This is a genomic window from Microbacterium esteraromaticum (genome assembly GCF_016907315.1).
In the GTDB taxonomy this organism is placed as follows: Bacteria; Actinomycetota; Actinomycetes; order Actinomycetales; family Microbacteriaceae; genus Microbacterium; species Microbacterium esteraromaticum.
Window position 1 is genome coordinate 3,058,738 of the sequence record NZ_JAFBBS010000001.1, and the last position, 25,691, is coordinate 3,084,428.

Here is a 25,691-nt window from a genome sequence, read left to right on the forward strand (position 1 = left end):
TGCGGCAAGATCCGTCATTTTCGCGCTGTTCGAATGGCTTCTCGGCGCGATCAGCACTAGGGTCGACAACGGGCAGCGTCGCCTCCTCTACCCCTTTCCCTTGAAGCGCGAAGGCACCAGCATGAAGATCGGCATCCTCACCAGCGGCGGCGATTGTCCCGGGCTCAACGCGGTCATCCGCGGCATCGTGCTCAAGGGCACGACCAACCATCACCTGGAGTTCGTCGGCATCCGCGACGGCTGGCGAGGTGTGGTCGACGGAGACTTCTTCCCCCTCACCAGGCATGAGGTGAAGGGCCTGTCGAAGGTCGGCGGAACGATCCTCGGCACGAGCCGCACCAATCCGTACGAAGGCCCGCGCGGCGGCGCCGACAAGATCGCGAAGACCCTCGCCGCTCACGGCATCGACGGCGTGGTCGCGATCGGGGGAGAGGGCACCCTCGCTGCCGCCGACCGCCTGTCCAAAGACGGGATCAAGGTGCTCGGCGTCCCCAAGACGATCGACAACGACCTGCATGCGACCGACTACTCGTTCGGCTTCGACACGGCCGTCAACATCGCCACCGACGCCATGGACCGCCTGAGGACGACGGGCGACTCGCACCAGCGCTGCATGGTCGCCGAGGTCATGGGGCGGCACGTGGGATGGATCGCCCTGCATGCCGGTATGGCATCCGGAGCCCATGTGATCTGCATCCCCGAGGTGCCCATGTCGATGGACGAGATCTGCGATCTCGTCACCAGCGCCCATGACCGTGGCCGCGCTCCGCTCGTCGTCGTGTCGGAGGGCTTCACCCTGACCGGTATGGACGAGGCGTACAGCGACAAGGGCCTCGACGCGTTCAACCGTCCGCGGCTCGGCGGGATCAGTGAGATCCTCGCTCCCGAGATCGAGCGCCGCACCGGCATCGAGACCCGCTCGACCGTGCTCGGTCACATCCAGCGCGGCGGTTCGCCCTCCGGCTTCGATCGCGTGCTCGCGACGCGACTCGGCCTCAACGCCGCCGATGCACTGGTCGAGGAGTGCTGGGGCCAGATGGTCGCCATGCGCGGCACCGACATCGTGCGAGTGCCCTTCGCTGATGCACTCGGAGAGCTGAAGACGGTGCCGCGCGAGCGCTACGACGAGGCCGCCGCGCTCTTCGGCTGACGCTGGGCCGCTGTGCGCAGATGTCTCCGCGAACCGGATGCCCGGCACACGGGCATCCGGTTCCGCCCAGGTCGCCGGATCCGGCGACCTGATCAGTCGGCCAGGTCGAGCACGTCGAGCAGCCAGGCGAGCTCGAACGCGCGCTCCCGCCAGGAGTTGTAGCGTCCGCTGACGCCACCGTGGCCTGCGGACATCTCGCACTTCATCATCACGTCCGCTGCTCCCGCATAGCGCAGTGCGGCGACCCACTTCGCCGGCTCGACGTACAGCACGCGCGTGTCGTTGAGCGAGGTCATGGCGAGGATCCGGGGATAGGCCGCGCCCTCGCGGATGTTCTCGTACGGGGTGTACGACTTCATGTACGCGTATACCTCGGGGTCGTGCAGCGGGTCGCCCCACTCGTCCCACTCCACGACCGTCAGCGGCAGCGAGGGGTCGAGGATCGAGGTGAGTGCGTCGACGAACGGCACACCGGCGAGGATGCCCGCGAACAGTTCGGGGGCGAGATTGGCCACGGCGCCCATCAGCAGGCCTCCTGCACTGCCGCCCTCTGCCACCATCCGCTGCGGCGTCGTCACACCGGTGTCGACCAGGTGCTGCGCGCAGGCGATGAAGTCCGTGAAGGTGTTGCGCTTGTGCAGCTCCTTGCCCTGCTCGTACCAGTCACGGCCCATCTCGCCGCCACCACGCACGTGCGCCACCGCGAACACGACGCCGCGGTCGAGCATCGACAGCCGCATCGTCGAGAAGCCAGGGTCGATCGAGTGCTCGTACGAGCCGTAGCCGTACAGGTGCAGCGCCCGCGGCTCGTCGCCTGGGTCGCCGAACGAACGATTCCAGACGAGCGAGACGGGCACCTGCGCGCCATCGGGCGCAGTCGCCCACACCCGCTGCTGACCGTAGTCCGCCGAGTCGTATCCACCGAGAACCGCCATCTGCTTGCGCAGGTGCTTCTCGCCCGTGGCCACCTCGAGATCGAGCACCTGCGACGGCGTGACGAAGGAGGTGTACGTCATCCGCAAGAAGGGCGAGTGCCACTCCGGATTGCCACTGAAGTACGCGTCGAACAGCGGCTCGTCGAACTCGACCTCGTTCAGAGCGCCCGTGGCGAGGTCCATCACTCCCGCGCGCACCAGGCCCTCGCTGCGGTACTCGAGAGTCGCGAAGTCGCGGAAGCAGTCGACGTCGATGATGCGCCTGCCGGGCCGGTGGGGCATCAGCACCTGGCGATCGCCCTGCGGGTCCGATGCCGCCACCGAGACCAGCTCGAAGTCGAGGGCGTGTTCGTTGTGCAGGATGAAGAGGCGGTCTTCCCCGTCGACGACAGCGTGGTCGACCGAGTACTCGACGCCTTCGCGCCGAGGCCATACGACATGCGCTTCGGCGTGCTCCGGGTCGGCGCCGAGGTCGGCGAGATCGATCAGCAGCTCCTCGCTGGTGACCTTCGACCCGAGTCCGATCACCAGATAGCGGCGGCTGCGGGTGATGCCGGCGCCCATCCAGAACCGCTCGTCGGGCTCATGGAACAGCTTGACGTCGGCATCGACCGGTGTGCCGATGCGGTGCAGCCAGAGGGTGTCGGGTCGCCACGCCTCGTCGCGCGTCGTGTAGAGGATGGCGGTGCCGTCTGGAGTGAAGAACGCCTGGCCGGTGTCGGGGATGACATCGTCGAGCTTCTCACCGGTGACGAGGTCGCGAACGTGCACGGTGTAGAGCTCCGACCCCTCGACGTCGACGGCCCAGAGCAGCCTGGTGCCGTCGTCGGACACGTCGAAGGCGCCGAGGGAGAAGAACTCGTGTCCCTGTGCCTCGATGTTGCCGTCGAGAAGCACCTCCTCGCCAGGGACCGGAACCCCGGGCTCGAGGACGGGGGGAGTCCAGTCGTCTCCGGTGACCGCTGTGCGGCAGTGGATGCCGTACTGGGCGCCCTCCTCGGTGCGGCCGTAGAACCACCAGTCGCCGCGTCGGGTGGGCACAGACAGGTCGGTCTCCTGCACCCGCGACCTGACCTCCTGGAACAGCTTCTCCCGCAGCGGCTCGAGGTGTGCGGTCCGCGCTTCCGTGTACGCGTTCTCGGCCTCCAGATGCGCGATGACCTCGCCGTCCTCCTTGGCACGGAGCCACTCGTAGGCGTCGTCGAAGCGGTCGCCGTGATGGGTGCGGGTGATGATGCGGCGGGCGGCCTCGGGCGGCCGGATGCTGGTGTCGGTCACCCTGCCACGCTACCCGGCGAGTTGACCCTGGCGGAGCAGGGTGGGAGGATTCATGAGGGTCCTTTAACGGATGACAAACCCACGGTGAACTCTTCGTTCGTCACAGCCGAGCTCTCGGCCCCTCCCTGGCAGTCCCAACGAAAGAGACCGGTGGAAACCGCAGCCCTCGTCGTCGTGCTGGTCATCGCGCTGGCACTCTTCTTCGACTTCACCAACGGATTCCATGACACCGCGAACGCGATGGCGACGCCCATCGCCACCGGCGCGCTCAAGCCGAAGACCGCGGTGCTCCTGGCAGCAGTCCTGAACCTGATCGGCGCATTCCTCTCGACTGAGGTGGCGAAGACGGTCTCCGGCGGCATCGTCCGCGAGGACGCGATCAGCAAGATGGGTGCGGAGGTGTTCCTGCCGCTGATCTTCGCCGGCCTGATCGGCGCGATCACCTGGAACATGCTCACCTGGCTGCTCGGCCTCCCCTCGAGCTCGTCGCACGCCCTCTTCGGCGGCCTGATCGGCGCGACCCTCGTCGGTGTGGGAGCGACGGGCATCGACTTCGGCATGGTGCTCTCGAAGATCATCCTCCCGGCCCTGATCGCACCGCTCACCGCGGGACTCATCGCGTTCGCGGCGACCAAGATCGCCTACGGAATCACCCGCCGGTACGACGGGAAGCCCGACGGCCGCTCCGGCTTCCGCTGGGGACAGATCTTCACCTCCTCCCTCGTCGCGCTCGCGCACGGCACGAACGACGCGCAGAAGACGATGGGTGTCATCACCCTCGCCCTGATCACGATCGGGTGGCAGTCGGGGGTGCATCATGAGCCGCAGCTGTGGGTCATCATCGCCTGTGCCTTCACGATCGCGCTCGGCACGTACCTGGGCGGCTGGCGCATCATCCGCACCCTCGGCAAGGGTCTCACCGAGGTCAAGCCCGCGCAGGGCTTCGCGGCTGAGAGCTCGACCGCCGCGACCATCCTCGCCTCGAGCGCTCTCGGCTTCGCCCTGTCGACCACGCAGGTCGCGTCCGGCTCGGTCATCGGTTCGGGGCTGGGTCGCCGCGGCGCCACCGTGCGCTGGGCCACCGCCGGCCGCATCGCGATCGGCTGGCTGCTCACCCTCCCCGCGGCCGGCGGCGTCGGCGCGCTCGCCGCGCTGCTCGTCATCTGGCTCGGCACCTGGGGTGTCGCGATCGACGCCGTGCTGGCCCTGGTCATCATCGTCGGGCTGTTCCTGTACTCGCGCCGCAATGAGGTCACCCACGCCAACGCGATGAGCGACGTCGCCGAGTCCGGTCTCGCGGTCGATCAGCCCGAAGTGCCTGGGCCCACGCGCCGCGCGACGCGCATCGAGCTGATGCGCGCCCTCGAGCGCGCAGAGCGCAAGGCGGACGAGGCCGAGCGCGCCGCCCGCCGCGCGAAGAAGCTGAAGAAGGTCGGTGCCTCGCCCGCGGAGGTGAAGGCCGCCAAGCGGGCAGCGCAGAAGGCCGCCGACAAGTTCGCCGAGGCCGAGCGCGCAGCGCAGGAATGGGAGCTGCTCAGCGCGAGCCGCAAGGAGCGCGCGAAGCTCGCCGAGTGGGACATCGCCGTTGACGAGCAGGAGGATGCCCGATGATCTCGATCGACTGGATCGCCTTCCTCAACGTCTTCGGCGCCGCGCTGCTCGGTGCCGGATCGATCGTGCTCTTCTACGCCCTTGGTCTCCGGATGCTGGTGCGCGCGGGTCGTGTGCCGGTCGTGACCCCGGTGGAGTTCACCGACGCCATCACGGTGCTCTCCGAGAAGGAGATCAGGCGCGCCGCGAAGCAGGCCGAGAAGGCCGCTCGGAAGAGCCCGCTGAGCGAGGGCCAGAAGACGCTCGCCTTCATCGCCGCGATCGCGTGCTTCGCGCTGTGCACGCTCGCGGTCATCGGCGGCATCCTGCTCATCGTCCTCGGTCACTGACGCGCCCGCGACCGCTGGGCGACGCGGCGCCGGCAGCTCTAGGCTTGGGCCATGTCAGCCCCGTTCGCCTTCGGCAGCCACGACCCGGCCTCCCACGTGATCGTGCACCTCAGCGATCCGCATCTGCTCGCAGACGGCGGCCGGCTGGGGGAGCGCTACGACGTCGAGCACAACCTGGCGCGTACCCTCGACGCGATCCGGGCAACCCACTGCGAGGCCGCAGCCATCGTGGTGACCGGTGACCTCGCCGATCTCGGTGAGCCGGATGCGTATCGCCGGCTTCGGGCCGCCGTCGAGCCCTTCGCGATCGACCTGGGCTGCCCCGTGATCTGGGTGGCGGGCAACCACGATGAGCGCCCGGCGCTGCGACAGCACCTTCTCGACCTGCCGCCCACAGAGCAGCCGGTCACAGGCGTCTGGGATCTGAGCGGACTGAGGCTGGTCGCACTCGACACCAGCGTGCCGGGCTGGCACCATGGCGACCTCGATGCCGGCCAGCTCGACTGGCTGGGCGACGTACTGAGGGAGCCCGCGCCGCACGGAACGATCCTCGCGATGCACCACCCGCCGGTGCCGAGCCACATCCCGCTCTTCGACATCCTCGAGCTGCGGAACCAGGACGAGCTCGCGCGCGTCATCCACGGCACGGACGTGCGAGCGATCCTGGCGGGTCACCTGCACTACTCCTCTCACGGAACGTTCGCAGGCATCCCAGTGAGCGTCGCGTCGGCTACCTGCTACACGATGAACGTGGCGCGACCGGCGGTGGACGTCAATGGCATGGATGCCGCGCAGGCATTCCAGCTCGTGCACGTCTACCGCGACACGATCACGCACACCGTCGTGCCCGTCGTGGAGGCGCCCACCGGAGACTTCTTCACGCGCGAGTGGGCCGAGCGGATGGCATCCCTCACCCCCGAGCAGCGACTCGAGGTGTTCTCTCGCAAGCCCGGTCGCTGAAGCGTCATAGACTGGAGGCATCCCCCGAATCACTGATCGCCACTACCCCCACAAGGATGTGACATGGCCTCGTCTGAGCCTGTTGTTACCCGCACAGAGACCGATTCGATCGGAAGCCTCGAGATCCCGGCGGATGCGTATTACGGCGTCCACACGCTGCGCGCCGAGCAGAACTTCCCCATCACCAAGCGCCCCATCTCGGTGTATCCCGACCTCGTGCGCGGCCTCGCGATGGTCAAGCAGGCCAGCGCTCGCGCCAACAAGGAGATCGGGGTCCTCGACCCCGAGAAGGCCGACCTGATCGATGCCGCCGCGCAGCGAGTGATCGACGGGGAGTTCCACGACCAGTTCATCGTGGGCGTGATCCAGGGCGGCGCGGGCACCTCGACCAACATGAACGCGAACGAGGTCATCACCAACATCGCGCTCGAGATGGCGGGCCGCGAGAAGGGCGACTACTCGTTCCTGTCGCCGATCGACCACACGAACCGCAGTCAGTCCACCAACGACGTCTATCCGACCGCAGTGAAGATCGGCCTCTCGCTGAACCTCGTCTCGCTCCTCGACGAGCTCGATCTGCTGCGCAAGTCGTTCCTGGGCAAGGCGAACGAGTTCCACGATGTGCTCAAGGTCGGTCGGACGCAGCTTCAGGACGCGGTGCCGATGACGCTCGGTCAGGAGTTCAACGGATTCGCGACGACCCTCGGCGAGGACCACAGCCGACTCACCGAGAACGCGTCCCTCCTCACCGAGATCAACATGGGCGCCACCGCGATCGGCACGGGCATCACGACTCATCCCGACTACGCGCCGACCGTGCTCAAGCACCTGCGTGAGATCAGCGCCCTCGATCTCAGCACCGCCACCGACCTCGTCGAGGCGACGAGCGATACCGGTGCCTTCATGTCGTTCTCGTCGTCGCTGAAGCGCAACGCCATCAAGCTGTCGAAGATCTGCAACGACCTTCGCCTGCTCTCGTCGGGTCCGCAGGCCGGCATCGGCGAGATCAACCTGCCCGCCATGCAGGCGGGCTCCAGCATCATGCCCGGGAAGGTCAACCCGGTCATTCCGGAGGCGGTCAACCAGGTCGCGTTCGCCGTCGCCGGCGCCGATGTCACGGTCACCATGGCCGTCGAGGGCGGCCAGCTGCAGCTGAACGCGTTCGAGCCGGTCATCGCGCACTCGATCTTCCAGTCGATCACCTGGATGCGTCAGGCGATGTGGACTCTTCGCGTCAACTGCGTCGACGGCATCACCGCCAACCGCGAGCGCCTCGGTGCCATGGTGGGCGCATCGGTCGGCGTGGTCACGGCGCTGACTCCGTTCATCGGCTACGCGGCCTCCGCCGCACTCGCCAAGACAGCGCTGCTCACCAACCGCAACGTGGCCGATCTGGTCGTCGAAGCGGGTCTGATGTCGCGCGAAGAGGTCATGAAGCAGATCTCGCCGGCGCGTCTGTCGGGTCTCGAGACCGTGACGGCGGCGATCCCCGTGATCGCGGCGGAGGACCTCCCCGAGAGCTGAGCCCGGACCAGACGAAGAGAGGTGGATGCCCGCGGGCATCCACCTCTCTTCGTGTATACGCCGGGCGATCAGCCGAGCATGCGGCAGTGCGTGGTCAGTTCGCCGATGCCGTCGACTCCGACAGTGACCGTCGATCCGTCGCGGAGGAAGATCTGCGGGTCGCGCGAGTACCCCGCTCCGCCGGGGCTGCCCGTGGAGATCAGAGTGCCCGGCTGCAGCGTGGCCGAGGAGGAGAGATGAGAGATGAGCGTGGCGACGCTGCGCACCATCTGCCCGGTGCTGGCGTCCTGCACCGTCTGTCCGTCGACGACGGCCCAGATGTGCAGATCCTGCGGGTCGGCGATCTCATCCGCGGTGACGACCACAGGGCCGGTCGGGGTGAACCCGTCGAACGACTTGCAGCGCGACCACTGCGCCTCGGCGAACTGGATGTCGCGGGCGGTGATGTCGTTGACCACGGTGTAGCCCCAGACGCTGTCCAGCGCCTCATCGGTGGAGAGGTCCTTCGCGGCGCGCCCGATGATCACGCCCAGCTCGGCCTCGTAATCGACCGACTCGCTGAGCGCCCGCGGCCACGACGTGGTCGCGCCGTGCGCTCCCAGCGAGTTCGGCCACAGCGTGAACACGGTGGGTGCGGTGTCGGTCTTCAGCCCGAGCTCACTGGAGTGGGCGGCGTAGTTCAGGCCGACGGCCAGGATGATCGGCGGGGCGATGACTGCGGGACCGAAGCGCAGGTCTGCTACGGGATGCCGGGGCGCCCCGCCTTCGGCGAATGCGCCGCGGAGTCGCTCGAGCAGTTCGTCACCGCCCTCGATGAGCTGCTGAAGGGTGGTGGGGGCGGGAGAGAGGAGGTCGCTGACGAGGATCGCCTCGTCGCCGTCGATGACGGCGAGCTGCAGGGCGTCGGAATCGCGAGCGCTCAGGTGGGCGAAACGCATGTCTCTACGGTACCGGGCGCGGTGCCGCCCGTGGCGGAGGCGGCCAATAGGCTTTGAGCATGAGCTTTGGAGGACAGCCCCCGGCCGCGCAGCCGTCGGATCCGGTGTACGGACAGCCCCCGCGGCCGCTGCACCCGCAGCGGGGCGACTCTCGAGGGCCGTCGCGCGAGCCGTTCCCCACTCTGCTCGCTGGTCCGTCGGCGTATGCGCCGCCCACACCGGCCGCGCCCGCGCCGGCCCCGGCGATGCCCGCTCTCCCCATGCCCGCACGCCGAGGCCGCAGCGCGTCGGTCTGGGCGTTCGGCGCTCTGGGATTCGCGATGCTCGCGCTCATCGCCTACTTCGCGCTCTTCCTCGGCGCGGGGGCCTCGATCGTCGGTCTGGTGCTCGCGCTCGTACCGCTCACGATCGTGCTCACCGGCGTGCGACTCATCGATCGATGGGAGCCCGAGCCCAGGAGCCTCGTGATCTTCGCGCTCGCGTGGGGTGCGGTCGCAGCGGTCGGCATCACCCTGCTCGTCGACCTCGCGCTCACGCTCGCTGTCGGGCTGCGCACCGAGTTCTTCAGCGCGGTGATCCAGGCCCCCGTGATCGAGGAGATCGCGAAGGGACTCGGAGTGCTGCTGGTGTTCGTCATCGGCCGCAGAGCCTTCGACGGGCCTGTAGACGGGGTGGTCTACGGTGCCCTCGTCGGCGCAGGATTCGCCTTCACCGAGAACATCCAGTACTTCGGCACGAGCCTGATCGACGGCGGAGCGGGTCAGCTCACCCTCACGTTCGTGCTGCGGGGACTGGTGTCGCCGTTCGCTCACGCCATGTTCACCGCGCTGACGGGCTTCGCGATCGGCCTGGCCGCGCGCCGCGGTGCGACGACCGCAACGGCCCTGGGATCGGGTGCACTCGGACTGCTCGGCGCGGTCGCGCTGCACGCCTACTGGAACGGATCGTCGCTCCTGGGCGACTTCCTCGCCCTGTACCTGAGCACGCAGGTGCCGCTGTTCATCGGCTTCATCGTGGCCATCCTCGCGCTGCGACGGGAAGAGGCGCGCCTGACGCGCATTCGGCTCGGCGACTATGCCGCCGCGGGCTGGTTCACTCCGCAGGAGGTCGAGATGCTCGCCACGCCAGGGGGCCGGCGGACGGGTCTGCAATGGGCATCCGGTCTTCGCGGCGATCGTCGCGACGTCATGCAGCAGTTCATCCGCGACGCGGCCGCGCTGGCGGCCGTGCGGCAGCGCGCGATCACGGGTCGTGACCCACTCGCGGCGGCCGACGAGCACGCGCTGCTGATGCGGACCCGGGATGCCAGGGCGCGCCTGCTGGCGTACTGACAGCCTGTGACGGCTGCCGCAGACAGACTCAGCGCCCGGTGCTGCGGCGATGCCTGCGAGTCTCCCGGGCGCTGAGTTGATCTACAGACAGGGTGCCTCGCGCACTGTTCGAAGTCAAGACCCGCACGTGAATCCGGGGGTCAGACGCTCTCCACGATCACGTCGAGCGCGACGCCTGCACAGGACACACGGGGCAGCTCGGCGAGGCGGCTTCCCCGCACGGAGTCACCCGTCGCGCATCGCGGATCGGTGGACACCACCACGCGTCCGACGCCGTTGGTGAGGGTGACCTGATGCCCGAGAGCCGCGAATCGAGGAGTCAGCTCGCGCTCGACCTCGGAGACAAGGAGGTCGAGCCCGGCGACGCCGAGAAGCCGCCCGCCGGCGACCGCCGGGACGGCGATCGTGATGGTGTATTCATCGCTGCACAGGTAGTCGACGTAGGGTCCGGCGACGTGCGGCTGGCCTGTGCTCATCGGCACGCGGTACCACTCGAGTTCGCTGTAGTCGATGTACTCCTTGTTCACGGTCTGTGAGGCGAGCACGAGCTTGCGGCCGTCTTCCCCCTGCCACCATGCCAGGTGGCTGTGCGCATCTGTGAGCAGGTCGATCGCCGCGATGAACCCGGCGCCGTACACGGGCACGTCGTCGAGCGCCAGGGTGCGTGCGGCGTACGGCTCGACGACGGCGTCCAGGCGGGGGCGCGTCAGAGATCCCTCGCTCAGAAGCTGGGCGAGCTCCTGCGCACAGGGACCGACCCAGCTGTCGAGCATGCGGATAGGAGCGCCGAAGTAGTCCTCGACGATCCGGGCGGCGTCGGCGGGGGCTGTGGTGGTCTGGGTGCTCATCGCGTCCTCCAGTGCACGTCGATGGAACTGCTTGAGGGGATAGGGCGGGTCGAGGGGGACCGATCCGTCCGAGAGAGGGAATGGGTCATGGGATGCCAGGTGGCGAGCTCTGCAGGTGGATCAGCGCGTCGATGACATCGGCGACCAGCTGCTCGGTTCGCGAGCCCGCCGCCTCCGGATCGTTCTGCTCGACAGCGGCGATGATGCCCGCGAGAGAGGCGGACTGCGTCTGAAGGCCGGCATCATCGGGGGCGGCGAGCCGCAGATACGGCGAGAACTCGGCCTGCAGCTTCATCTGCTCACGGGTGAGCCTGGCCGACTGGCTCAGAGAGACGAGCTCGACCAGTACGTCGTCGAGCACGCGACGCTGCTGGTCGACATCGAGATCCTCGAGCCGCTCCAGCCGCCGCAGAACCCTGTTCGCCTCACTGGGATCGGCGCGGCGGGCGGCGAGGCGGACGGCCGCGGCGGTGATGGCGCTGTAGTGCGCGCCCATGTCGCGCAGCGCCAGGCGTGAGGTGTGAAGCAGGGCGGTGTGGGCGAACGCGAGAGGGTCGGCGTCGTCGACGACGAAGCTGCCGCCGTTGCGTCCGCGCCGGGTCACGATCAGCCCCTGTCCTCGAAGGGTGAGCAGCGCCTCGCGCACGGTGACGGGGGCGACGCCGAAGCTGCGGGCGAGCTCGGATTCAGAGGGGAGGCGCTCTCCGGCCCGCAGGTGTCCGCGGTGGATCGCGTCGACCAGACGCCGCTCGACGAGCTCAGCCCTGCCCTCGTCGCCGATGGGCTGGAAGAGGGCGCCCTGCAGACGATGCGGATGACGGCTGCGCTGAAGATCCTGCTCGGTGCGGGCACCGGGGGAGGAGGTCAGCGATTCCATTCCTGGATTCTTCCACGAGTGCGCGTCGAGAAGAAGACTTGAAATATGACCTACGGTTTTATATGTTTAGTCCACCTTCCGAGTCGATGAGGATCGAGGAGCACGATGACGACTGCCGCGATGGCCACTGATGCCGCGAGCGACACCTCCGCCGAGGGCAGCGTGTCGCTGACCGGCCTTACCAAGTCCTTCGGCGAGTTCACCGCCGTGCGCGACCTCGATCTGCACGTGGCGCCGGGGGAGTTCCTCTCGATGCTCGGTCCATCGGGGTCCGGCAAGACCACGGTGCTGCGGATCATCGCAGGCTTCGAGGAGGCGACCTCTGGCATGGTGCGGCTCTCGGGTGTCGATGTCACCCGTACTCCGCCCCACGCCCGCGACGTCAACACGGTCTTCCAGGACTACGCCCTGTTCCCGCACATGACCATCGCCGAGAACGTCGGCTACGGCCTGCGGGTCAAAGGCACGAGCAAGAGCGAGCGCACAGAGCAGGTGGCCGAGTCGCTGCGCCGCGTGCGCCTCGACCACGTGGCCGAGCGCCTGCCCCACCAGCTCTCCGGCGGCCAGCGACAGCGGATCGCCCTCGCCCGCGCACTGATCCTGCGACCCCAGGTGCTGCTGCTCGACGAGCCGCTGGGCGCCCTCGACAAGCAGCTGCGCGAGCAGATGCAGATCGAGCTCAAGCAGATCCAGCGCGAGGTCGGCATCACCTTCATCTTCGTCACGCACGACCAGGAGGAGGCCCTGACGCTCAGCGACCGCGTCGCGGTGTTCAACAACGGTCGCATCGAGCAGGTGGGCAGCGCCCGTGAGGTCTACGAGGAGCCGCAGACCGAGTTCGTCGCGCGCTTCCTCGGCCTGTCCAACCTCATCGGCGCCGAACTCGCAGACGAGCTCACGCGAGATCGACGCACCATGAGCATCCGGCCGGAGCGCGTGCGCCTGCACGCAGCATCCGACGCGCTCGCGGACGGCGATGTGGGACTCGTCGGCACGATCTCCGAGGTCGTGTACACGGGACCGGCCACCCGCTACCTCATCACCTCGGACGCCGGCGTCGACATCATCGCCGAGCGCCCGAACGCGCACCACCACGCCTCCGGCACCGGCGAACCCGGCCGAGGCGATCGGGTGCGCGCGACCTGGAACCCCGCGCACGCCGCGCGGCTTCCCTGAATCCACCCCCCGCAGTACCGACACACTCGCGCACCGCGATCACGAAGGAGAGATCCATGCGAAACAAGATCCTGGCCATCTCGGCCCTGGCCGCAGCTGCAGCCCTCGCGCTGTCCGGCTGCTCTGCCGCCAGCGAGCCCGGCGGCGGCGACGGCGGCCTCTCGATCGACGTCCCCGACGTTCCCATGATGGAGAAGCTCGGAGACAACGAGAAGGAGGTGAACATCATCGCCTGGTCGGGGTTCGTGGAGCCCGCCTGGTCGGACGCCTTCACCGAGGAGACCGGCTGCACGGTCAACCGCCGCGTCGCGGGAACCAGTGATGAGATGGTTCAGCTCATGCGCACCGGCGACTATGACCTGGTCTCGGCCTCCGGCGACGCGAGCCTGCGCCTCATCGCCGGCGGCGACGTGCAGCCCCTCAACCTCGAGTTCATCCCGAACTTCGGCGACGACATCGTCGAGGGCATGAAGGGTCAGATCTACGACACCATCAACGGCAAGTCGTACGGCATCCCGATCGGCCGCGGAGCCAACATCCTGCAGTACAACAGCGAGGTCGTCACCGAGGAGCCCACCAGCTGGGACGTCGCCTGGGAGAAGGACAGCCCGTACGCCGGCAAGGTCATCGCGTACGACGCGCCGATCTACATCGCCGATGCGGCCGTGTACCTGATGGCGCACGAGCCCGACCTCGGCATCGAGAACCCGTACGCGCTCGACGAGAAGCAGCTCAAGGCCGCTGTCGACCTGCTCAAGCAGCAGAACGAGATCGTCTCGGAGTACTGGGCCGACCCTGCTGCGCAGATCACGTCGTTCGCCGGCGGAACCACTGTGCTGGGCACCTCGTGGGAGGTGCTGCGCAAGCTCACCGAAGACGAGAAGTTCAAGAGCGTGCTGCCGGAAGAGGGCTCCACCGGATGGTCGGATGCCTGGATGCTCGCCGCGAAGTCGAAGAACCCCAACTGCGCGTACGCATGGATGGACTACGCCTCCTCGCCGGAGGTCAACGGCGCGATCGCGATGAACTTCGGCATGGCGCCAGCCAACGCCGCGTTCTGCGACACCAGCGAAGAGGCGAAGGCGCACTGCGAGTACTACAACGCCACGAACGAGGAGTACTTCAAGAAGGTGTGGTTCTGGACCACGCCGATCGAGCAGTGCATCGATGGTCGCACGGACGTCAAGTGCACCAACTTCCAGCAGTGGACCGACGCCTGGACGAGCGTCAAGGGCTGATCCGCCCCGCCTGAACCCCGGGGCGGGGGAGGCATCTCCTCCGCCCCGGACCACCCTCTCGACGACGACAGGAACGACATGACGCGCCGCGTTCGCATCGCCGGCCTGCTGGCCCTGCCGATGGCCTGGCTCATCGGCATCTACATCTTCTCGCTCGTCATGCTGCTGGTGACGGCGTTCTGGGTGACCGACCCGTTCACCTCGAAGGTCAAGCCCGGCTTCACCTTCGGCAACTTCGAGCAGCTGGTCGCCAACCCCGCCTACGCCTCAACGGCGCTGCGCACGTTGGGCATCGCTCTCGGGGTCACCGTGCTCTCGATCCTCATCTCTGTGCCGCTCGGCATCTTCATGGCGAAGGTCGCCTCGCCCTGGCTGCGCGCGGTGCTGGCCGTCTCGATCACGCTGCCGCTCTGGGCCGGCTACCTGGTGAAGGTCATCGCGATGCGCATCACGTTCACCGAGCAGGGCTTCTTCAACTGGATGCTCGCGCCCTTCGGCATCCGCGGTCCCGGCTTCACCGTGTTCACGGTCGTGCTCACGCTCACCTACCTGTGGCTGCCGTACATGGCCGTTCCGGTGTACACCGCGATCCGTCAGCTGCCCGCGAATCTCTTCGACGCATCGGCAGACCTCGGCGCCGGCTCGTGGCGCACCATCCGCACCATCGTCCTTCCGCTCATCAAGCCGGCGATCATCGCGGGCTCGGTGTTCACGTTCTCGCTGAGTCTCGGCGACTATCTGGTCGCGAAGTTCGTCGGCGGCGACACGCAGATGATCGGAAGCGTCATCGCCTCGAACATCAACCTGAACCCGCCTCTCGCGGCGGCGTTCTCGGTGGTCCCCATCGCCTTCGTCGTCATCTACCTGGTGAGCGTGCAGCGCACCGGCGCCCTGGAAAGGATGTGAGCCGACCATGCTGAGACTGTCGCGAACCTCCAAGATCGTGCTCGGGATCATCGTCGCGGTCATCCTCGCGTTCATGTATGTCCCGCTCATGCTCGTGGTGATGAACTCGTTCAACTCTGCCCGCATCGCCAGCTGGCCGGTCAGCGGGTTCAGCCTCGAGTGGTGGGGCCGCGCGTTCACGAGTCAGCCCGTCAGGGACGCGCTGCTCAACTCGGTGCTGGTCGCCACGGGCGCTACGGCCATCGCGCTCGTGCTGGGCACGCTCGTGGCCTTCGCTCTGCAGCGGTACCGCTTCTTCGGACAGCGAGGGGTCAACCTCCTCGTGGTGCTGCCGATCGCCCTGCCCGGAATCGTGACCGGTGTCGCGCTGAACAACACCTACAACCAGATGCTCGAGCCGATCGGCATCCAGGTCGGATTCTGGGGCATGATCATCGCCCACGGCACCTTCTGCATCGTCATGGTCTTCAACAACGTGCTGGCACGTCTGCGGCGCATGAACCCGAGTCTCGAGGAGGCCTCGCAGGATCTCGGAGCGACTCCGTGGCAGACCTTCCGCATGGTGACGTTCCCGCAGTTCCGCAGCGCGCTGGTGGCCGGTGCCATCCTCGCCTTCGCCCTGAGCTTCGACGAGGTGTACGTGACGATCTTCACGGCTCCGCCGGGCGTCGACACGCTGCCGCTGTGGATCATGAATCAGATGGCGCGTCCCAACGAGGCGAACGTCGTGAACGTCGTCGCGACGGTCGTCATCCTGGCATCCTTCATCCCGGTGTGGGTCTCGCAGCGACTCTCACGTGACGTCGCCGACCGAGACTGAGCGGCACGGACGGTCGCGGTTACGCGCTCAGCGGACGTCTCGCATTGACCACGGCCCGGGATGCGGGGTTGGATGGACTCATGACTGAACGCACGAAGCCCGAGTTCGACGCGCCCACCGGACCCGCTCCCGCAGAGCTCGTCATCCGCGACATCATCGAGGGCGACGGCGCCGAGGCCAAGCCCGGCGACACCGTCACCGTCCACTATGCCGGTGTGGAGTACGACTCCGGTGAGGAGTTCGACTCGTCGTGGGGCCGCGGCGAGACCATCCAGTTCCCGCTGCGCGGCCTGATCCAGGGATGGCAGGACGGCATCCCCGGTATGAAGGTCGGCGGTCGCCGCGAGCTCGTGATCCCCCCGCACCTGGCCTACGGTCCGGCGGGCGCAGGTCACTTCCTCTCGGGCAAGACCCTCATCTTCATCATCGACCTCGTCGCCGTCGGCTGATCGACAGACGCTCTGAGAGAACCCCTGTCCGCCTCGGCGGACAGGGGTTCTCTCATGTTCTCGGACACGCCGGGAATACATGCGTGTGAATGTAAGTTATCCTCGGTACTGCGCGAGAGCGCCCCGATGAACGTCAAGGAGAACACTTATGTCGATCGAGATCCCCGGCTACCGTCCCGGCACCTGGGTCCTGGACCCCAGCCACAGCGAGGTCACCTTCAGCGTGCGCCACATGATGATCTCGAAGGTGCGCGGCTCCTTCGGCATCAAGAACGCGACCCTGATCGCTCCCGAGAACCCGCTCGAGGCCAAGGTCGAGGCCACCGTCGACGTGAGCTCGATCGACACCAATGATGAGGGACGCGACACCCACCTGCGCTCGGCCGACTTCTTCGACACCGAGAACTTCCCGACCATGGAGTTCGTGTCGACCGGTGCCCGCGTCGACGGCGGCGACTTCTATGTCGATGGCGACCTCACCATCCGCGGCATCACGAAGCCGGTCAGCTTCGAGTTCGACTTCGGCGGCTTCGGCGCCGACCCGTGGGGCAACTACAAGGCAGGCGCGTCGGCCAAGACCGTCATCAACCGCGAGGACTTCGGCCTGACCTGGAACGCCGCTCTCGAGACCGGCGGCGTGCTCGTCGGCAAGGAGATCACGATCAACCTCGACCTGCAGGGTGCCCTGCAGGCCTGAGACATCCGGCCCAGGACCCGGGGGCTCGAGTCGCTGCCTGCGACTCAGGCCTCCGGGTTCAGTGCGTCATAGGCGCGGAAGCGCGGGGTGAGGCGCGCGATCATCGCGGCGAGGCCGATCACGAGCAGCCCGCCCAGCAGCGGCGGGAACCACAGAGTGGTGATGGTGGCCAGCGCACCCGCGTACAGGGCGCCCAGTCGCGGACCTCCGGCGACGACGATGATGAACACGCCCTGCAGGCGTCCGCGCATCGCGTCGGGCACAGCCGCCTGCATCATCGTGTTGCGGTAGATCGAGCTGATGTTGTCGGCGGCGCCTGAAAGGGCGAGCGCCACGCACGCGCCGACGATGAGCGGCACATCGGGGGTGTGCTCGGATGCCGGCGGCAGGAATGCCCCGATCAGCACGATCGCTCCGAAGAGAGCTATCGTCGCGCCGTACGCCTGGACCGCACGGGCGATGCCGGCGCCGTGCCAGCGGTACTGGACGATGCGCCCCGAGAACAGGCTCGACACGAAGGTCCCGACGGCGACCGATGCCGTGAGCAGGCCGGTCGTCACCGCGCCTCCGCCGAGAAGGACCGTGCCGAGGGCGGGGTAGAGGGCGAGAGGGTTGCCGAACGTCATCGCCGCGATGTCGAGCAGGTACTGGGCGCGGATGTTCCCGGCACGGCGCAGGAAGCGCCAGCCGTCGACGAGCGATGCCAGACCAGGACGCACGACGGCGCCCTCGGGCAGCAGTGCGGGCAGGGTCCAGAGGCCCAGGAACATGCACAGCATGAGGATCACGTCGATCGTGTAGGTCCACCCGAATCCGGTGAGCGCCACCAGCATCCCGGCCACGGCGGGGCCCACCATGACCGTGAGTCCGAAGGCGACGCCGTTGAGCGCGGACGCTGCGGCGAGCTGAGTGAGCGGGATCAGCCGCGGCACGATGGCGGTCCGCGTGGCCATTCCGACCGAGTTCGCGGCGGCGATGATCATGCTGAGCCCGTACAGCCACCAGATCGTCTCGGTTCCGGTCCAGGTCAGCACCGTGAGAAGGGCGGTCGCCGCGAAGGCGATCGTCGCCGCGATCAGCGCGACGCGGCGCCGGTCGAACGCGTCGGCCAGCATGCCCCCGTAGAGTCCGGCGAGGACCATCGGCACGAGTCCCGCGACGGCGATCATCGAGACGGCGAACGTGCTGCCGGTCAGCTCGAAGACGTGCAGCATGACGGTGACGATGGTCAGCTGTCCGCCGATGCCGGCCAGCGCCGAGCCGATCCACATGCGGGCGAATGCGGGGCTGGTCCTGAGGGGAGTGAGATCGATCAGATGAGCGCGGGAGAACTGCACTCACCGAGGCTATCGGTGCGCGTTCCATGCGGCTGGATGCTGTAAGCTGTTCAGGTTGCCGTTTGATCGGCCGCGGATAAAGAGAGCCCACGCATTCGGCGTCGGGCACCGCGCAACAAGCAGAGAGGGGATCGAATCTATGGCACTGGAAGCAGACGTCAAGAAGGCGATCATCGAAGAGTACGCGACGCACCCCGGTGACACCGGATCCCCCGAGGTGCAGGTCGCAATGCTGACGCAGCGCATCAAGGACCTCACCGAGCACCTCAAGGAGCACAAGCACGACCACCACTCGCGTCGTGGTCTGTTCCTGCTCGTCGGTCAGCGCCGTCGCCTGCTGGGTTACCTGCAGGACGTCGACATCAACCGTTACCGCTCGCTCATCGAGCGCCTCGGTCTTCGTCGGTAATCGACCAGCGTTCAATCGCGCAGAACATTCTTGGAGAGCCGCCCACGGTGTGGGCGGCTCTCGTCATATGTGCGGGCGCCTGCCCCTCGAAAGGGGCAGGCGCCCGCCGCAGGCTCAGAGCCCGACGACCTGCAGTCCGTCCGCGACCACTCGTCCGTCGTGGATGACCGTGCGGTCGTCGCCTCGATCCATCACCGCGCTGGTGGGCGTCTCGCCGTCTACCAGCAGCAGATCGGCGCGGTCGCCGACCGCCGCACCCGGTCGCTCACCGGGGCCGGTGGGGCGGGGTGAGTCGTGCGACATGATGCTCGCGCCGCCCATCGTGCCGACGGCGAGGGCCAGTTCGATCAGGTCATCGCGACGGAAGCCGTTGACGAAGGCGAGCTGCCATGTGCGATCCAGCATGTCGCAGTTGCCGTACGGGCTCCAATAGTCACGCTGGCCGTCCTCGCCGAGGCCGACGCGCACGCCCGCTTCGACGAGCTGTACGAGGGAGAGGTGGTTGCTCGTCGACGGGGCGACGGTGGCCATCGAGATGTCGAGCTCGGCGAACGTGTCGATCAGCCGGCGGCTGGTCGCCTCGTCGACAGCGCCCAGGTCATACGCGTGCGACATCGTGACCTTGCCCTGCATGCCCAGGGCGCGGGTGCGCTCGATCACGAGGTCCGTGCTGAACACCCCGAGATGGCCGGGCTCATGAAGATGGATGTCGACCTCGACCTGGTACTTCTCTGCGAGGCCGAACACGATGTCGAGATGCCTGGCGGGATCGCGGTCGAGCATCGACGGGTCGATGCCGCCCATCACCTGCCTTACGATGGTCGGAGGCCGGGTGGTGATGCGCGACGGTCTGATCGACGGCATCGACCTCGAGACCGTGCGCGCCGACACGCAGGCTCTGTTCGCGAAGATGCGGGCCGCCTACCCGCGTCGCGCGTACCGGCAGGGCACCGTCGATGAGCTGTTCCCGCCGGTGTTCCCCGTGCGCGAGCAGGTGTGACGCCGCCGGATCGGGGCGACGAGTCGGAGCAGGCGGGAGAAGGAGACACCAGATGAGTCTGATGGCGACGAGTGCTGACGGATCCGCCGTCGCGGATCGCGTGTATCGCGACCTCCTTCGCACGATCATCCAGGGCGAGCTCAAACCCGGCGAATGGCTCAAGGAGCGCGAGCTCTCCGAGCGGTTCAACGTGTCTCGCGTGCCTGTCAGGCAGGCGCTGCAGCGGCTCGAGGGTGAGGGCTTCGTGCTGATGTCCCGCCATCGCGGTGCGACCCTCACTCCCATCACCCGCGGCGACGTCGAGGAGATCTTCGACGCGCGGCTGTGCATCGAGCCGTACGCGGCGCGCCGGGCGGCTCAGCGTGTGGGCGGCGGCCTCGACAGCGCCGACCGCCTGCGTGAGATCTTCGACGCGGTTCACCCGGCCGCCGGAGGCGTCAGCGAGTCGAGCCTCGCCTTTCACCTCGAGATCGTGCGTCTCTCAGGCAACCGCATCCTCGAGCGCAGTCTGCGGCCGATGCTGGGGCGCATGGACTGGATCTTCCACGTCGCTCAGACCACCATGGCCAGCGAGCACGCCGAGGATCACCGGCAGATCCTGGCGTCCATCGTCGCGGGGCGGGGAGAGGTCGCGGCGGCCCAGTCGTACGCGCATCTCGATCAGGCCAGGGGTCAGATCCTCGACGCGCTCGCCGTTGAGCTGGCCTGGGACTGAGCCGGCCTCAGGCGGTTTCCGCGGCCGCTCCGATGAGCTCGGCGTGATGGATGGCTGCGACGTCGGGGTGCGCACGAAGGCGCGACTTGAGGGCGTTCTCGCCGTAGAGACTGTGGATCGGGTTCCCGGGATCCTGCGTGACGCCGCGCGCGTGCACGGCGAGCTCAGCGGGAAGCTCGATCAGGGGCAGTTGGGTGTCGAGTGCCGGGTTGAAGAAGAACGGGATCGACAGGCGGTCGTGCGGTGCGCGCGGAGACACCACGCGGTGGTTGGTCGCCTTGAGATAGCCGTTCGTCGCATACTCGAGCAGCTCGCCGATGTTCACCACGAAAGCGCCATCCACGGGCGGGGCGTCGACCCACTCGCCGTCGCGCTCGACCTGAAGCCCGCCGCGGCCGGGCTCGACCCAGAGCAGGGTGAGCACACCGCTGTCCTTGTGCGCGCCGACGCCCTGCTGGGGCAGTGGATCGTTCGTTCCGGGGTAGCGCACGATCTTGATCAGGGTGGAGGGCTCACCGAAGTGGTCGTCGAAATACGACTCCTCGGCACCCAGCGCGAGTGCCCAGGCGCGAAGCAGCCGGCGGGAGATCGCTGACAGGGCCGCGTGCCACTCTGCGACGATCTCACGCAGTTCCGGCTGGGCTTCCGGCCAGAGGTTGGGCCCGATGAGCCGGTTGAACGCGGGGCCGCCTTCGACGGCGTCGCGCTCCGGCCCGATGTCGATCTGCTCTCGCCAGTCGACGGCGCCCTTGGTGCGCTCGCCGCCGACGCGCGTGTACCCGCGGAAGTGCGGGCTCTTGATGTTCTCGATCGCGAGCTTGTCGTCGTCGGGCAGGGCGAAGAAGTCTCGCGCGGCTCGGTGCAGTCGGTGCTCGAGTTCGCTCGGGATGCCTGTCCCCGTGAGGTAGAAGAAGCCGACATCACGGGTGGCGGCGCGCAGGTCGGCGCGGAAGCGTGCTGCGGCTTCGTCGCCGGCATCCAGCTGGGAGAGGTCGAGGACGGGAAGGTTCAGCTCGGTCATGGGTCGACGGTAGAGCGCACCGCCATGACGGTGCAGGAATGTTGCCTTGTCTTACCTGATGACAGCGGTCAGCGACTGCGCCTCGACCCGGTCGGGTCGTTGCGGTGGTCGCCGCCGGCGGTGAGCTCGGCGTCGCGGAACATCCATCGGGGGCGCGGCTCGATCAGCGGGCGGAAGAGCCTGCGTACCGGCTTCGACGACAGTGCGAAGGCGATGCCGACGGAGATGACGATGATGAGCGGAAGCCAGATCCACGTCGGGTCGAGACCGCGCAGAACGCCCGATTCCCGGAAGGGGTACAGCACGAAGGAATGCAGCAGATAGACGTACATCGTGTACTGGCCGAGCGTCGTCCACCGCTGCTGCCTGCGAGGCAGGAGCGCGAAGAAGCTGGCGCTGAGCAGGATCGCGAGCGCGATCAGCCCGAGCCGGATGCCGCCGGCCCACCACTGCTCGCCTGCGAGATCGGCGTAGGAGTCGTCGTAGAAGAGCCAGTGCCGCAGATCGATCGCCACCCAGACGTCGAGCCAGCGCCAGCACGCGAACCCCCAGGCGGCGAGCAGGGTCACCGCGACCGCTCGCACCCACCAGGGCCGGTTCTCGATCAGGTTCAGACGCCGTACGACATCGCGTTCTCGGAGCCACCAGCCGAGGGTGAAGAAGAACATCAGCCCGAGCGTGCGCGAGAGGGAGAACGTGCTGTCGATGTTGGTGAGGTAGCCGACGCCGATCGAGATCGCCAGCGCCCAGGCGAGCGGCCAGCGCAGCAGCGCCAGATAGGGGAGGACGAGGCGGAAGATGCCGAGCGCGATGAGGAACCACAGTGTCCAGGACGGCTGAGTGAGGTTCGGGTCCGCCCGGCCCTCGACCAGCCACTTCGTCAGCGTCCACAGTCCTTCGAAGATCACGTACGGCACGAGGATGTCGGTGATCACGCGGGCCATCTGCCGCCTGGTGGGGCTGCCGGCCTTCGAGAAGTAGCCGGAGATGATGGCGAACGCCGGCATGTGGAAGGCGTACACCCAGAGGTAGAAGGCATACGACACGCCGGAGTCGTAGATGAGTCGCTGCGTGCCGTGGCCGATCACGACCAGCACGATGCATGCGAAGCGGGCGTTGTCCCAGAAGGGAACCCGACGACGGGGGCGGCCGATCGTGCCGGTGGAGGTCGTCACGGGCGGATGCTGATCGGCACTGCTCATGGGTCGAGGCTAGCGGCTGCGGATATGCGGGAATACTGTTGCGGCTTCGGCGTTTCACCAAGTACATTCAAATGAATAGAACGGAAGCCCCAGGGCATCCGGAGCGGAGAGAGAACAGTGAACGAGCAGACCGCCGTGCAGTTCGGCATCATGTCCGTCAGCGACATCACGCAGGACCCGACCACCGGCGTCACGCCGAGCGAGGCCGAGCGCATCAAGGCGACCGCGACGATCGCCAAGCACGCCGAAGAGGTCGGACTCGACGTCTTCGCCATCGGCGAGCACCACAATCCGCCGTTCTGGTCGTCGAGCCCCACGACCTTCCTCGCGCACGTCGCCGCCCAGACCGAGCGTCTCATCGTCTCGACCTCGACGACGCTGATCACGACCAACGACCCTGTGCGCATCGCCGAGGAGTACGCGATGCTGCAGCACGTCTCGGACGGACGCATGGACCTCATGCTCGGACGCGGCAACACCGGCCCGGTCTATCCCTGGTTCGGAAAGGACATCCGGCAGGGACTGCCGCTCGCCATCGAGAACTACGCCCTGCTGCGCAAGCTGTGGGATGAGGACGTCGTCGACTGGGAGGGGAAGTTCCGCACTTCGCTGCAGGGCTTCACCGCGACCCCGCGCCCGCTCGACGGCGTGGCGCCGTTCGTCTGGCACGGTTCCATTCGCACCCCCGAGATCGCCGAGCAGGCGGCCTACTACGGCGACGGCTTCTTCGCGAACAACATCTTCTGGCCCAAGGAGCACTACCAGCGCCTGATCGAGCTGTACCGTCAGCGCTTCGCGCACTACGGTCACGGCACGCCGGAGCAGGCCATCGTCGGAATCGGCGGACAGGTGTTCATGGCGGCCAGCTCGCAGGACGCCGTGACGCAGTTCCGCCCGTACTTCGACAACGCGCCGGTCTACGGCCACGGACCGAGCATGGAGGACTTCGCCGAGATGACCCCGCTGACCGTCGGTTCGCCGCAGCAGGTCATCGACCGCTACGCGTCGATGCGCGACACCTTCGGTGACTTCCAGCGGCAGCTGTTCCTGATCGACCACGCGGGTCTTCCGCTGAAGACGGTGCTCGAGCAGCTCGACATCCTGGGTGGCGAGGTGGTTCCCGTGCTTCGCCGGGAGCTGGCGAAGAACCGTCCGGAGACGGTTCCGGATGCCCCGACCCACGCCGCACGGGTCAAGGCGGTCTATGGCGATGGTCCGGCCAGGCAGGCCCGTCCGTCGGCGAACCGCGGAGACAACCTCACGGCCGGTTCCCCGTACCAGGACGCGCCGGCCCCTGCCGGTGCAGCATTCGGCCTGAGCCGGAAGGGAGCCTGACATGAGCGAGCGTCGCATCGCCGTAATCTCCGCCGGCCTGTCGAACCCCTCGTCGACTCGGATGCTGGCCGACCGACTCGCGGCGGAGACCGCCAAGGCATTGCGCGAGCGTGACATCGACGTGAAGGTCGACGTGATCGAGCTGCGCGATCTGGCGCACGACATCACCAACAACCTGCTCACCGGCTTCGCTCCGGCACCGCTGGAAGAGGCGATCAACCGCGTCGTCTCGGCAGACGCCGTGATCGCCGTCACGCCGATCTTCTCGACGAGCTATTCGGGACTGTTCAAGTCGTTCATCGATGTGCTCGACCCGGACGCGCTCACCGGCAAGCCGGTGCTGATCGGGGCGAACGCCGGAACCGCCCGGCACTCTCTCGCCATCGACTACGCGATCCGGCCGCTGTTCACCTACCTGCACGCCGAGCCCGTCTCGACCGGGGTGTTCGCGGCTTCCAGCGACTGGGGCGCGAACGCCGACGAGGTCGCGCCGCTGAGCTCCCGCGTCGAGCGCGGCGCACGGGAGCTGGCTGAGGCGGTCGCGCGCCGTGAGCCGACGGGCAGCACCGACCCCTTCGATCCGGCGAATTACCTGGGTGAGGGCCGCTCGTTCGGACATCTGCTCGGCGGCCTCGCCGGCGAGTGAGCCCACGAGGGCTGCGACGACGAAGGGCTGCGACATGACGTCGCAGCCCTTCATCGTGGATGGGGGAAGCCCCGCTCAACCGCTCTTGCGACGGAACTCGCGCTTCATCTGCGGCGCGTGCGTGGCGTGCACGGCGGAGTCGCCGTCCAGGTGCGCCTCGCCGCCCCTGCTCTGCGCGTTCTTCTTGTCGAGCGCTTCCTTGAACTTGCGCTTCATCTCCTCAGAAGAGACTGCCTTGTCTTCGCTCATGCCCGTCAGCCTAGCCGCTGCGGCGGACGGAACGGGAGGAGCGACTCCGCCGCGTCGTGACCGCGTCGACCAGCATCCCGAGTCCGACCGCGACGGCCACCGAGACGACGATCGCCGGTACAGGACCACCCGGCACGATGCTGGCGACGATCGCGCCGACGACGGCCTGGTAGACGGCCCAGCCGGTCGCGGCGATCGCAGCAAGACACAGGTACCGCCCGGGTCTCACCCCGGATGCCCCGGCCACGACGTTCACCGCCAGGCGCGCGAACGGCACGAAGCGCGCCGTGAAGAGGACGGTGGCTGTTCCCTGCCGCAGTCGTCGCCTCGCCCAGGCGAACGCGGTCTGCACTCGGGCGGTGCGCATCCACGGCCAGCGGTCTGTGCCCACGAGCCGCCCGATCAGGTAGCAGCAGGCGTCGCCGCACCATGCGGCCGCAGACGCCACCACGATCACCGCTCCGAGGGGAGCGGAACCGTGCACGGCAGCCGCCGCACCCATCGCGGTCACAGCGATCTCACCCGGCACCACGACGAGAAATGCGTCGCCGAGCACAAGCAGAGCCATGGCCGCGAGCCCCCACGGGCCGGTCAGCATCTCGAGCAGCGCGTCGGACGTCACAGCCGAAGTCTCGTCGCCGGCGGTGAACGGCGACCATCCGGCGGATGGCCGGTGACGGGCATCCGTGCATCGGGTGAACTCTTCTCGC

At 67.7% G+C, this 25,691-nt stretch carries 26 protein-coding genes and 1 pseudogene; 17 read left to right on the top strand and 10 right to left on the bottom strand.

Annotation, left to right across the window (positions count from 1 at the left end; all coding sequences use genetic code 11):
- Window positions 1-121: 121 nt before the first annotated feature.
- Window positions 122-1,150, top strand: a complete 1,029-nt coding sequence (locus JOE67_RS14515) for a 6-phosphofructokinase (RefSeq protein WP_204976224.1) — start codon at window positions 122-124, stop codon at window positions 1,148-1,150.
- 92 nt (window positions 1,151-1,242) lie between these two features.
- Here the strand turns inward: JOE67_RS14515 and JOE67_RS14520 are convergent, their stop codons facing one another.
- Complete coding sequence (locus JOE67_RS14520) at window positions 1,243-3,363, bottom strand: S9 family peptidase (RefSeq protein WP_338041625.1); 2,121 nt, start codon at window positions 3,361-3,363, stop codon at window positions 1,243-1,245.
- A gap of 150 nt (window positions 3,364-3,513) precedes the next feature.
- Here JOE67_RS14520 and JOE67_RS14525 point away from each other — a divergent pair, with 150 nt between their 5' ends.
- The 4 genes from JOE67_RS14525 (at window position 3,514) to JOE67_RS14540 (ending at window position 7,787) form a co-directional block, all read left to right on the top strand.
- Window positions 3,514-4,974: an inorganic phosphate transporter gene (locus tag JOE67_RS14525; RefSeq protein ID WP_204976225.1), complete on the top strand. Its 1,461-nt coding sequence runs from the start codon at window positions 3,514-3,516 to the stop codon at window positions 4,972-4,974.
- The gene (locus JOE67_RS14530; RefSeq protein ID WP_204976226.1) at window positions 4,971-5,303 is read left to right on the top strand and encodes a peptidase; all 333 of its coding nucleotides are present in this window, start codon (window positions 4,971-4,973) and stop codon (window positions 5,301-5,303) included. Before JOE67_RS14525 ends, JOE67_RS14530 begins: the two co-directional genes overlap by 4 nt.
- 51 nt (window positions 5,304-5,354) lie before the next feature.
- Window positions 5,355-6,263 carry a phosphodiesterase gene (locus JOE67_RS14535; protein ID WP_204976227.1) on the top strand — a complete coding sequence of 303 codons (909 nt, stop codon included), beginning with the start codon at window positions 5,355-5,357 and terminating at the stop codon, window positions 6,261-6,263.
- Window positions 6,264-6,326: 63 nt separating this feature from the next.
- On the top strand, window positions 6,327-7,787 hold the full coding sequence (locus tag JOE67_RS14540) for an aspartate ammonia-lyase (protein WP_204976228.1): 1,461 nt from the start codon (window positions 6,327-6,329) through the stop codon (window positions 7,785-7,787).
- Window positions 7,788-7,855: 68 nt separating this feature from the next.
- Here JOE67_RS14540 and JOE67_RS14545 read toward each other — a convergent pair whose 3' ends face one another.
- The gene (locus JOE67_RS14545) at window positions 7,856-8,725 is read right to left on the bottom strand and encodes a fumarylacetoacetate hydrolase family protein (RefSeq protein WP_204976229.1); all 870 of its coding nucleotides are present in this window, start codon (window positions 8,723-8,725) and stop codon (window positions 7,856-7,858) included.
- Window positions 8,726-8,784: 59 nt separating this feature from the next.
- Here JOE67_RS14545 and JOE67_RS14550 point away from each other — a divergent pair, with 59 nt between their 5' ends.
- Window positions 8,785-10,056 carry a PrsW family intramembrane metalloprotease gene (locus JOE67_RS14550; protein WP_239528165.1) on the top strand — a complete coding sequence of 424 codons (1,272 nt, stop codon included), beginning with the start codon at window positions 8,785-8,787 and terminating at the stop codon, window positions 10,054-10,056.
- A gap of 140 nt (window positions 10,057-10,196) precedes the next feature.
- On the opposite strand, the gene JOE67_RS14555 is transcribed toward JOE67_RS14550, so the two are convergent.
- Together JOE67_RS14555 and JOE67_RS14560 are read right to left on the bottom strand one after the other, a co-directional pair.
- Window positions 10,197-10,904 (bottom strand): cache domain-containing protein, encoded by a 708-nt coding sequence (locus JOE67_RS14555; protein WP_204976230.1) that lies wholly within the window; start codon window positions 10,902-10,904, stop codon window positions 10,197-10,199.
- Between the two features lie 85 nt (window positions 10,905-10,989).
- Window positions 10,990-11,781, bottom strand: a complete 792-nt coding sequence (locus JOE67_RS14560) for a FadR/GntR family transcriptional regulator (protein WP_204976231.1) — start codon at window positions 11,779-11,781, stop codon at window positions 10,990-10,992.
- Between the two features lie 105 nt (window positions 11,782-11,886).
- Here JOE67_RS14560 and JOE67_RS14565 point away from each other — a divergent pair, with 105 nt between their 5' ends.
- The 6 genes from JOE67_RS14565 to JOE67_RS14590 all read left to right on the top strand — a co-directional run bounded on the left by JOE67_RS14565 (window position 11,887) and on the right by JOE67_RS14590 (window position 17,067).
- Window positions 11,887-12,957: an ABC transporter ATP-binding protein gene (locus tag JOE67_RS14565; protein ID WP_239528167.1), complete on the top strand. Its 1,071-nt coding sequence runs from the start codon at window positions 11,887-11,889 to the stop codon at window positions 12,955-12,957.
- A 56-nt stretch (window positions 12,958-13,013) separates the two neighbouring features.
- Window positions 13,014-14,195 (top strand): extracellular solute-binding protein, encoded by a 1,182-nt coding sequence (locus JOE67_RS14570; protein WP_204976232.1) that lies wholly within the window; start codon window positions 13,014-13,016, stop codon window positions 14,193-14,195.
- A 78-nt stretch (window positions 14,196-14,273) separates the two neighbouring features.
- The gene (locus tag JOE67_RS14575) at window positions 14,274-15,101 is read left to right on the top strand and encodes an ABC transporter permease (protein ID WP_204976233.1); all 828 of its coding nucleotides are present in this window, start codon (window positions 14,274-14,276) and stop codon (window positions 15,099-15,101) included.
- A gap of 7 nt (window positions 15,102-15,108) precedes the next feature.
- On the top strand, window positions 15,109-15,921 hold the full coding sequence (locus JOE67_RS14580; protein WP_204976234.1) for an ABC transporter permease: 813 nt from the start codon (window positions 15,109-15,111) through the stop codon (window positions 15,919-15,921).
- Between the two features lie 80 nt (window positions 15,922-16,001).
- Window positions 16,002-16,370, top strand: coding sequence for an FKBP-type peptidyl-prolyl cis-trans isomerase (locus JOE67_RS14585; RefSeq protein WP_204976235.1), 369 nt, complete (start codon window positions 16,002-16,004; stop codon window positions 16,368-16,370).
- A 148-nt stretch (window positions 16,371-16,518) separates the two neighbouring features.
- The gene (locus JOE67_RS14590; RefSeq protein ID WP_204976236.1) at window positions 16,519-17,067 is read left to right on the top strand and encodes a YceI family protein; all 549 of its coding nucleotides are present in this window, start codon (window positions 16,519-16,521) and stop codon (window positions 17,065-17,067) included.
- Between the two features lie 44 nt (window positions 17,068-17,111).
- On the opposite strand, the gene JOE67_RS14595 is transcribed toward JOE67_RS14590, so the two are convergent.
- On the bottom strand, window positions 17,112-18,338 hold the full coding sequence (locus tag JOE67_RS14595; RefSeq protein ID WP_204977147.1) for an MFS transporter: 1,227 nt from the start codon (window positions 18,336-18,338) through the stop codon (window positions 17,112-17,114).
- Window positions 18,339-18,543: 205 nt separating this feature from the next.
- Here JOE67_RS14595 and rpsO point away from each other — a divergent pair, with 205 nt between their 5' ends.
- Window positions 18,544-18,813 carry a 30S ribosomal protein S15 gene (gene rpsO / locus JOE67_RS14600; RefSeq protein ID WP_018187174.1) on the top strand — a complete coding sequence of 90 codons (270 nt, stop codon included), beginning with the start codon at window positions 18,544-18,546 and terminating at the stop codon, window positions 18,811-18,813.
- A 114-nt stretch (window positions 18,814-18,927) separates the two neighbouring features.
- Here rpsO and JOE67_RS14605 read toward each other — a convergent pair.
- A pseudogene (locus JOE67_RS14605) lies at window positions 18,928-19,620 on the bottom strand (amidohydrolase family protein); the annotation flags it as partial.
- Between JOE67_RS14605 and JOE67_RS14610 the strand changes: the two are divergent.
- Together JOE67_RS14610 and JOE67_RS14615 are read left to right on the top strand one after the other, a co-directional pair.
- Entirely contained in the window at window positions 19,607-19,813 is a 207-nt protein-coding gene (locus tag JOE67_RS14610; protein WP_204977175.1) for a hypothetical protein, read from the top strand. The pseudogene JOE67_RS14605 and the gene JOE67_RS14610 overlap by 14 nt on opposite strands.
- Before the next feature lie 52 nt (window positions 19,814-19,865).
- Window positions 19,866-20,528 (top strand): GntR family transcriptional regulator, encoded by a 663-nt coding sequence (locus JOE67_RS14615; RefSeq protein WP_204976237.1) that lies wholly within the window; start codon window positions 19,866-19,868, stop codon window positions 20,526-20,528.
- A 7-nt stretch (window positions 20,529-20,535) separates the two neighbouring features.
- Here the strand turns inward: JOE67_RS14615 and JOE67_RS14620 are convergent, their stop codons facing one another.
- Both JOE67_RS14620 and JOE67_RS14625 read right to left on the bottom strand, forming a co-directional pair.
- Complete coding sequence (locus JOE67_RS14620; RefSeq protein WP_204976238.1) at window positions 20,536-21,549, bottom strand: isopenicillin N synthase family dioxygenase; 1,014 nt, start codon at window positions 21,547-21,549, stop codon at window positions 20,536-20,538.
- Window positions 21,550-21,617: 68 nt separating this feature from the next.
- Window positions 21,618-22,751 (bottom strand): acyltransferase family protein, encoded by a 1,134-nt coding sequence (locus JOE67_RS14625; protein WP_204976239.1) that lies wholly within the window; start codon window positions 22,749-22,751, stop codon window positions 21,618-21,620.
- Window positions 22,752-22,886: 135 nt separating this feature from the next.
- Here JOE67_RS14625 and JOE67_RS14630 point away from each other — a divergent pair, with 135 nt between their 5' ends.
- Both JOE67_RS14630 and JOE67_RS14635 read left to right on the top strand, forming a co-directional pair.
- A complete protein-coding gene (locus JOE67_RS14630; RefSeq protein ID WP_420827659.1) occupies window positions 22,887-24,086 on the top strand; it encodes an LLM class flavin-dependent oxidoreductase in 1,200 nt (399 codons plus the stop codon).
- Window position 24,087: 1 nt separating this feature from the next.
- Window positions 24,088-24,732: an FMN reductase gene (locus JOE67_RS14635; protein ID WP_204976241.1), complete on the top strand. Its 645-nt coding sequence runs from the start codon at window positions 24,088-24,090 to the stop codon at window positions 24,730-24,732.
- 75 nt (window positions 24,733-24,807) lie between these two features.
- Here JOE67_RS14635 and JOE67_RS14640 read toward each other — a convergent pair whose 3' ends face one another.
- Window positions 24,808-24,981, bottom strand: coding sequence for a DUF5302 domain-containing protein (locus tag JOE67_RS14640; protein WP_204976242.1), 174 nt, complete (start codon window positions 24,979-24,981; stop codon window positions 24,808-24,810).
- A 10-nt stretch (window positions 24,982-24,991) separates the two neighbouring features.
- Window positions 24,992-25,603, bottom strand: a complete 612-nt coding sequence (locus JOE67_RS14645) for a DedA family protein (protein WP_338041627.1) — start codon at window positions 25,601-25,603, stop codon at window positions 24,992-24,994.
- Window positions 25,604-25,691 lie beyond the last annotated feature (88 nt).

Coding starts and splice junctions, on each gene's coding strand:
- JOE67_RS14515 (WP_204976224.1), top strand. CDS start 122: ATGAAGATCGGCATCCTCACCAGCGGCGGCGATTGTCCCGGGCTCAAC.
- JOE67_RS14530 (WP_204976226.1), top strand. CDS start 4,971: ATGATCTCGATCGACTGGATCGCCTTCCTCAACGTCTTCGGCGCCGCG.
- JOE67_RS14535 (WP_204976227.1), top strand. CDS start 5,355: ATGTCAGCCCCGTTCGCCTTCGGCAGCCACGACCCGGCCTCCCACGTG.
- JOE67_RS14540 (WP_204976228.1), top strand. CDS start 6,327: ATGGCCTCGTCTGAGCCTGTTGTTACCCGCACAGAGACCGATTCGATC.
- JOE67_RS14545 (WP_204976229.1), bottom strand. CDS start 8,725: ATGCGTTTCGCCCACCTGAGCGCTCGCGATTCCGACGCCCTGCAGCTC.
- JOE67_RS14550 (WP_239528165.1), top strand. CDS start 8,785: ATGAGCTTTGGAGGACAGCCCCCGGCCGCGCAGCCGTCGGATCCGGTG.
- JOE67_RS14555 (WP_204976230.1), bottom strand. CDS start 10,904: ATGAGCACCCAGACCACCACAGCCCCCGCCGACGCCGCCCGGATCGTC.
- JOE67_RS14560 (WP_204976231.1), bottom strand. CDS start 11,781: ATGGAATCGCTGACCTCCTCCCCCGGTGCCCGCACCGAGCAGGATCTT.
- JOE67_RS14565 (WP_239528167.1), top strand. CDS start 11,887: ATGACGACTGCCGCGATGGCCACTGATGCCGCGAGCGACACCTCCGCC.
- JOE67_RS14570 (WP_204976232.1), top strand. CDS start 13,014: ATGCGAAACAAGATCCTGGCCATCTCGGCCCTGGCCGCAGCTGCAGCC.
- JOE67_RS14575 (WP_204976233.1), top strand. CDS start 14,274: ATGACGCGCCGCGTTCGCATCGCCGGCCTGCTGGCCCTGCCGATGGCC.
- JOE67_RS14580 (WP_204976234.1), top strand. CDS start 15,109: ATGCTGAGACTGTCGCGAACCTCCAAGATCGTGCTCGGGATCATCGTC.
- JOE67_RS14585 (WP_204976235.1), top strand. CDS start 16,002: ATGACTGAACGCACGAAGCCCGAGTTCGACGCGCCCACCGGACCCGCT.
- JOE67_RS14590 (WP_204976236.1), top strand. CDS start 16,519: ATGTCGATCGAGATCCCCGGCTACCGTCCCGGCACCTGGGTCCTGGAC.
- JOE67_RS14595 (WP_204977147.1), bottom strand. CDS start 18,338: ATGTGGATCGGCTCGGCGCTGGCCGGCATCGGCGGACAGCTGACCATC.
- rpsO (WP_018187174.1), top strand. CDS start 18,544: ATGGCACTGGAAGCAGACGTCAAGAAGGCGATCATCGAAGAGTACGCG.
- JOE67_RS14610 (WP_204977175.1), top strand. CDS start 19,607: ATGCCGCCCATCACCTGCCTTACGATGGTCGGAGGCCGGGTGGTGATG.
- JOE67_RS14615 (WP_204976237.1), top strand. CDS start 19,866: ATGAGTCTGATGGCGACGAGTGCTGACGGATCCGCCGTCGCGGATCGC.
- JOE67_RS14620 (WP_204976238.1), bottom strand. CDS start 21,549: ATGACCGAGCTGAACCTTCCCGTCCTCGACCTCTCCCAGCTGGATGCC.
- JOE67_RS14625 (WP_204976239.1), bottom strand. CDS start 22,751: ATGAGCAGTGCCGATCAGCATCCGCCCGTGACGACCTCCACCGGCACG.
- JOE67_RS14635 (WP_204976241.1), top strand. CDS start 24,088: ATGAGCGAGCGTCGCATCGCCGTAATCTCCGCCGGCCTGTCGAACCCC.
- JOE67_RS14640 (WP_204976242.1), bottom strand. CDS start 24,981: ATGAGCGAAGACAAGGCAGTCTCTTCTGAGGAGATGAAGCGCAAGTTC.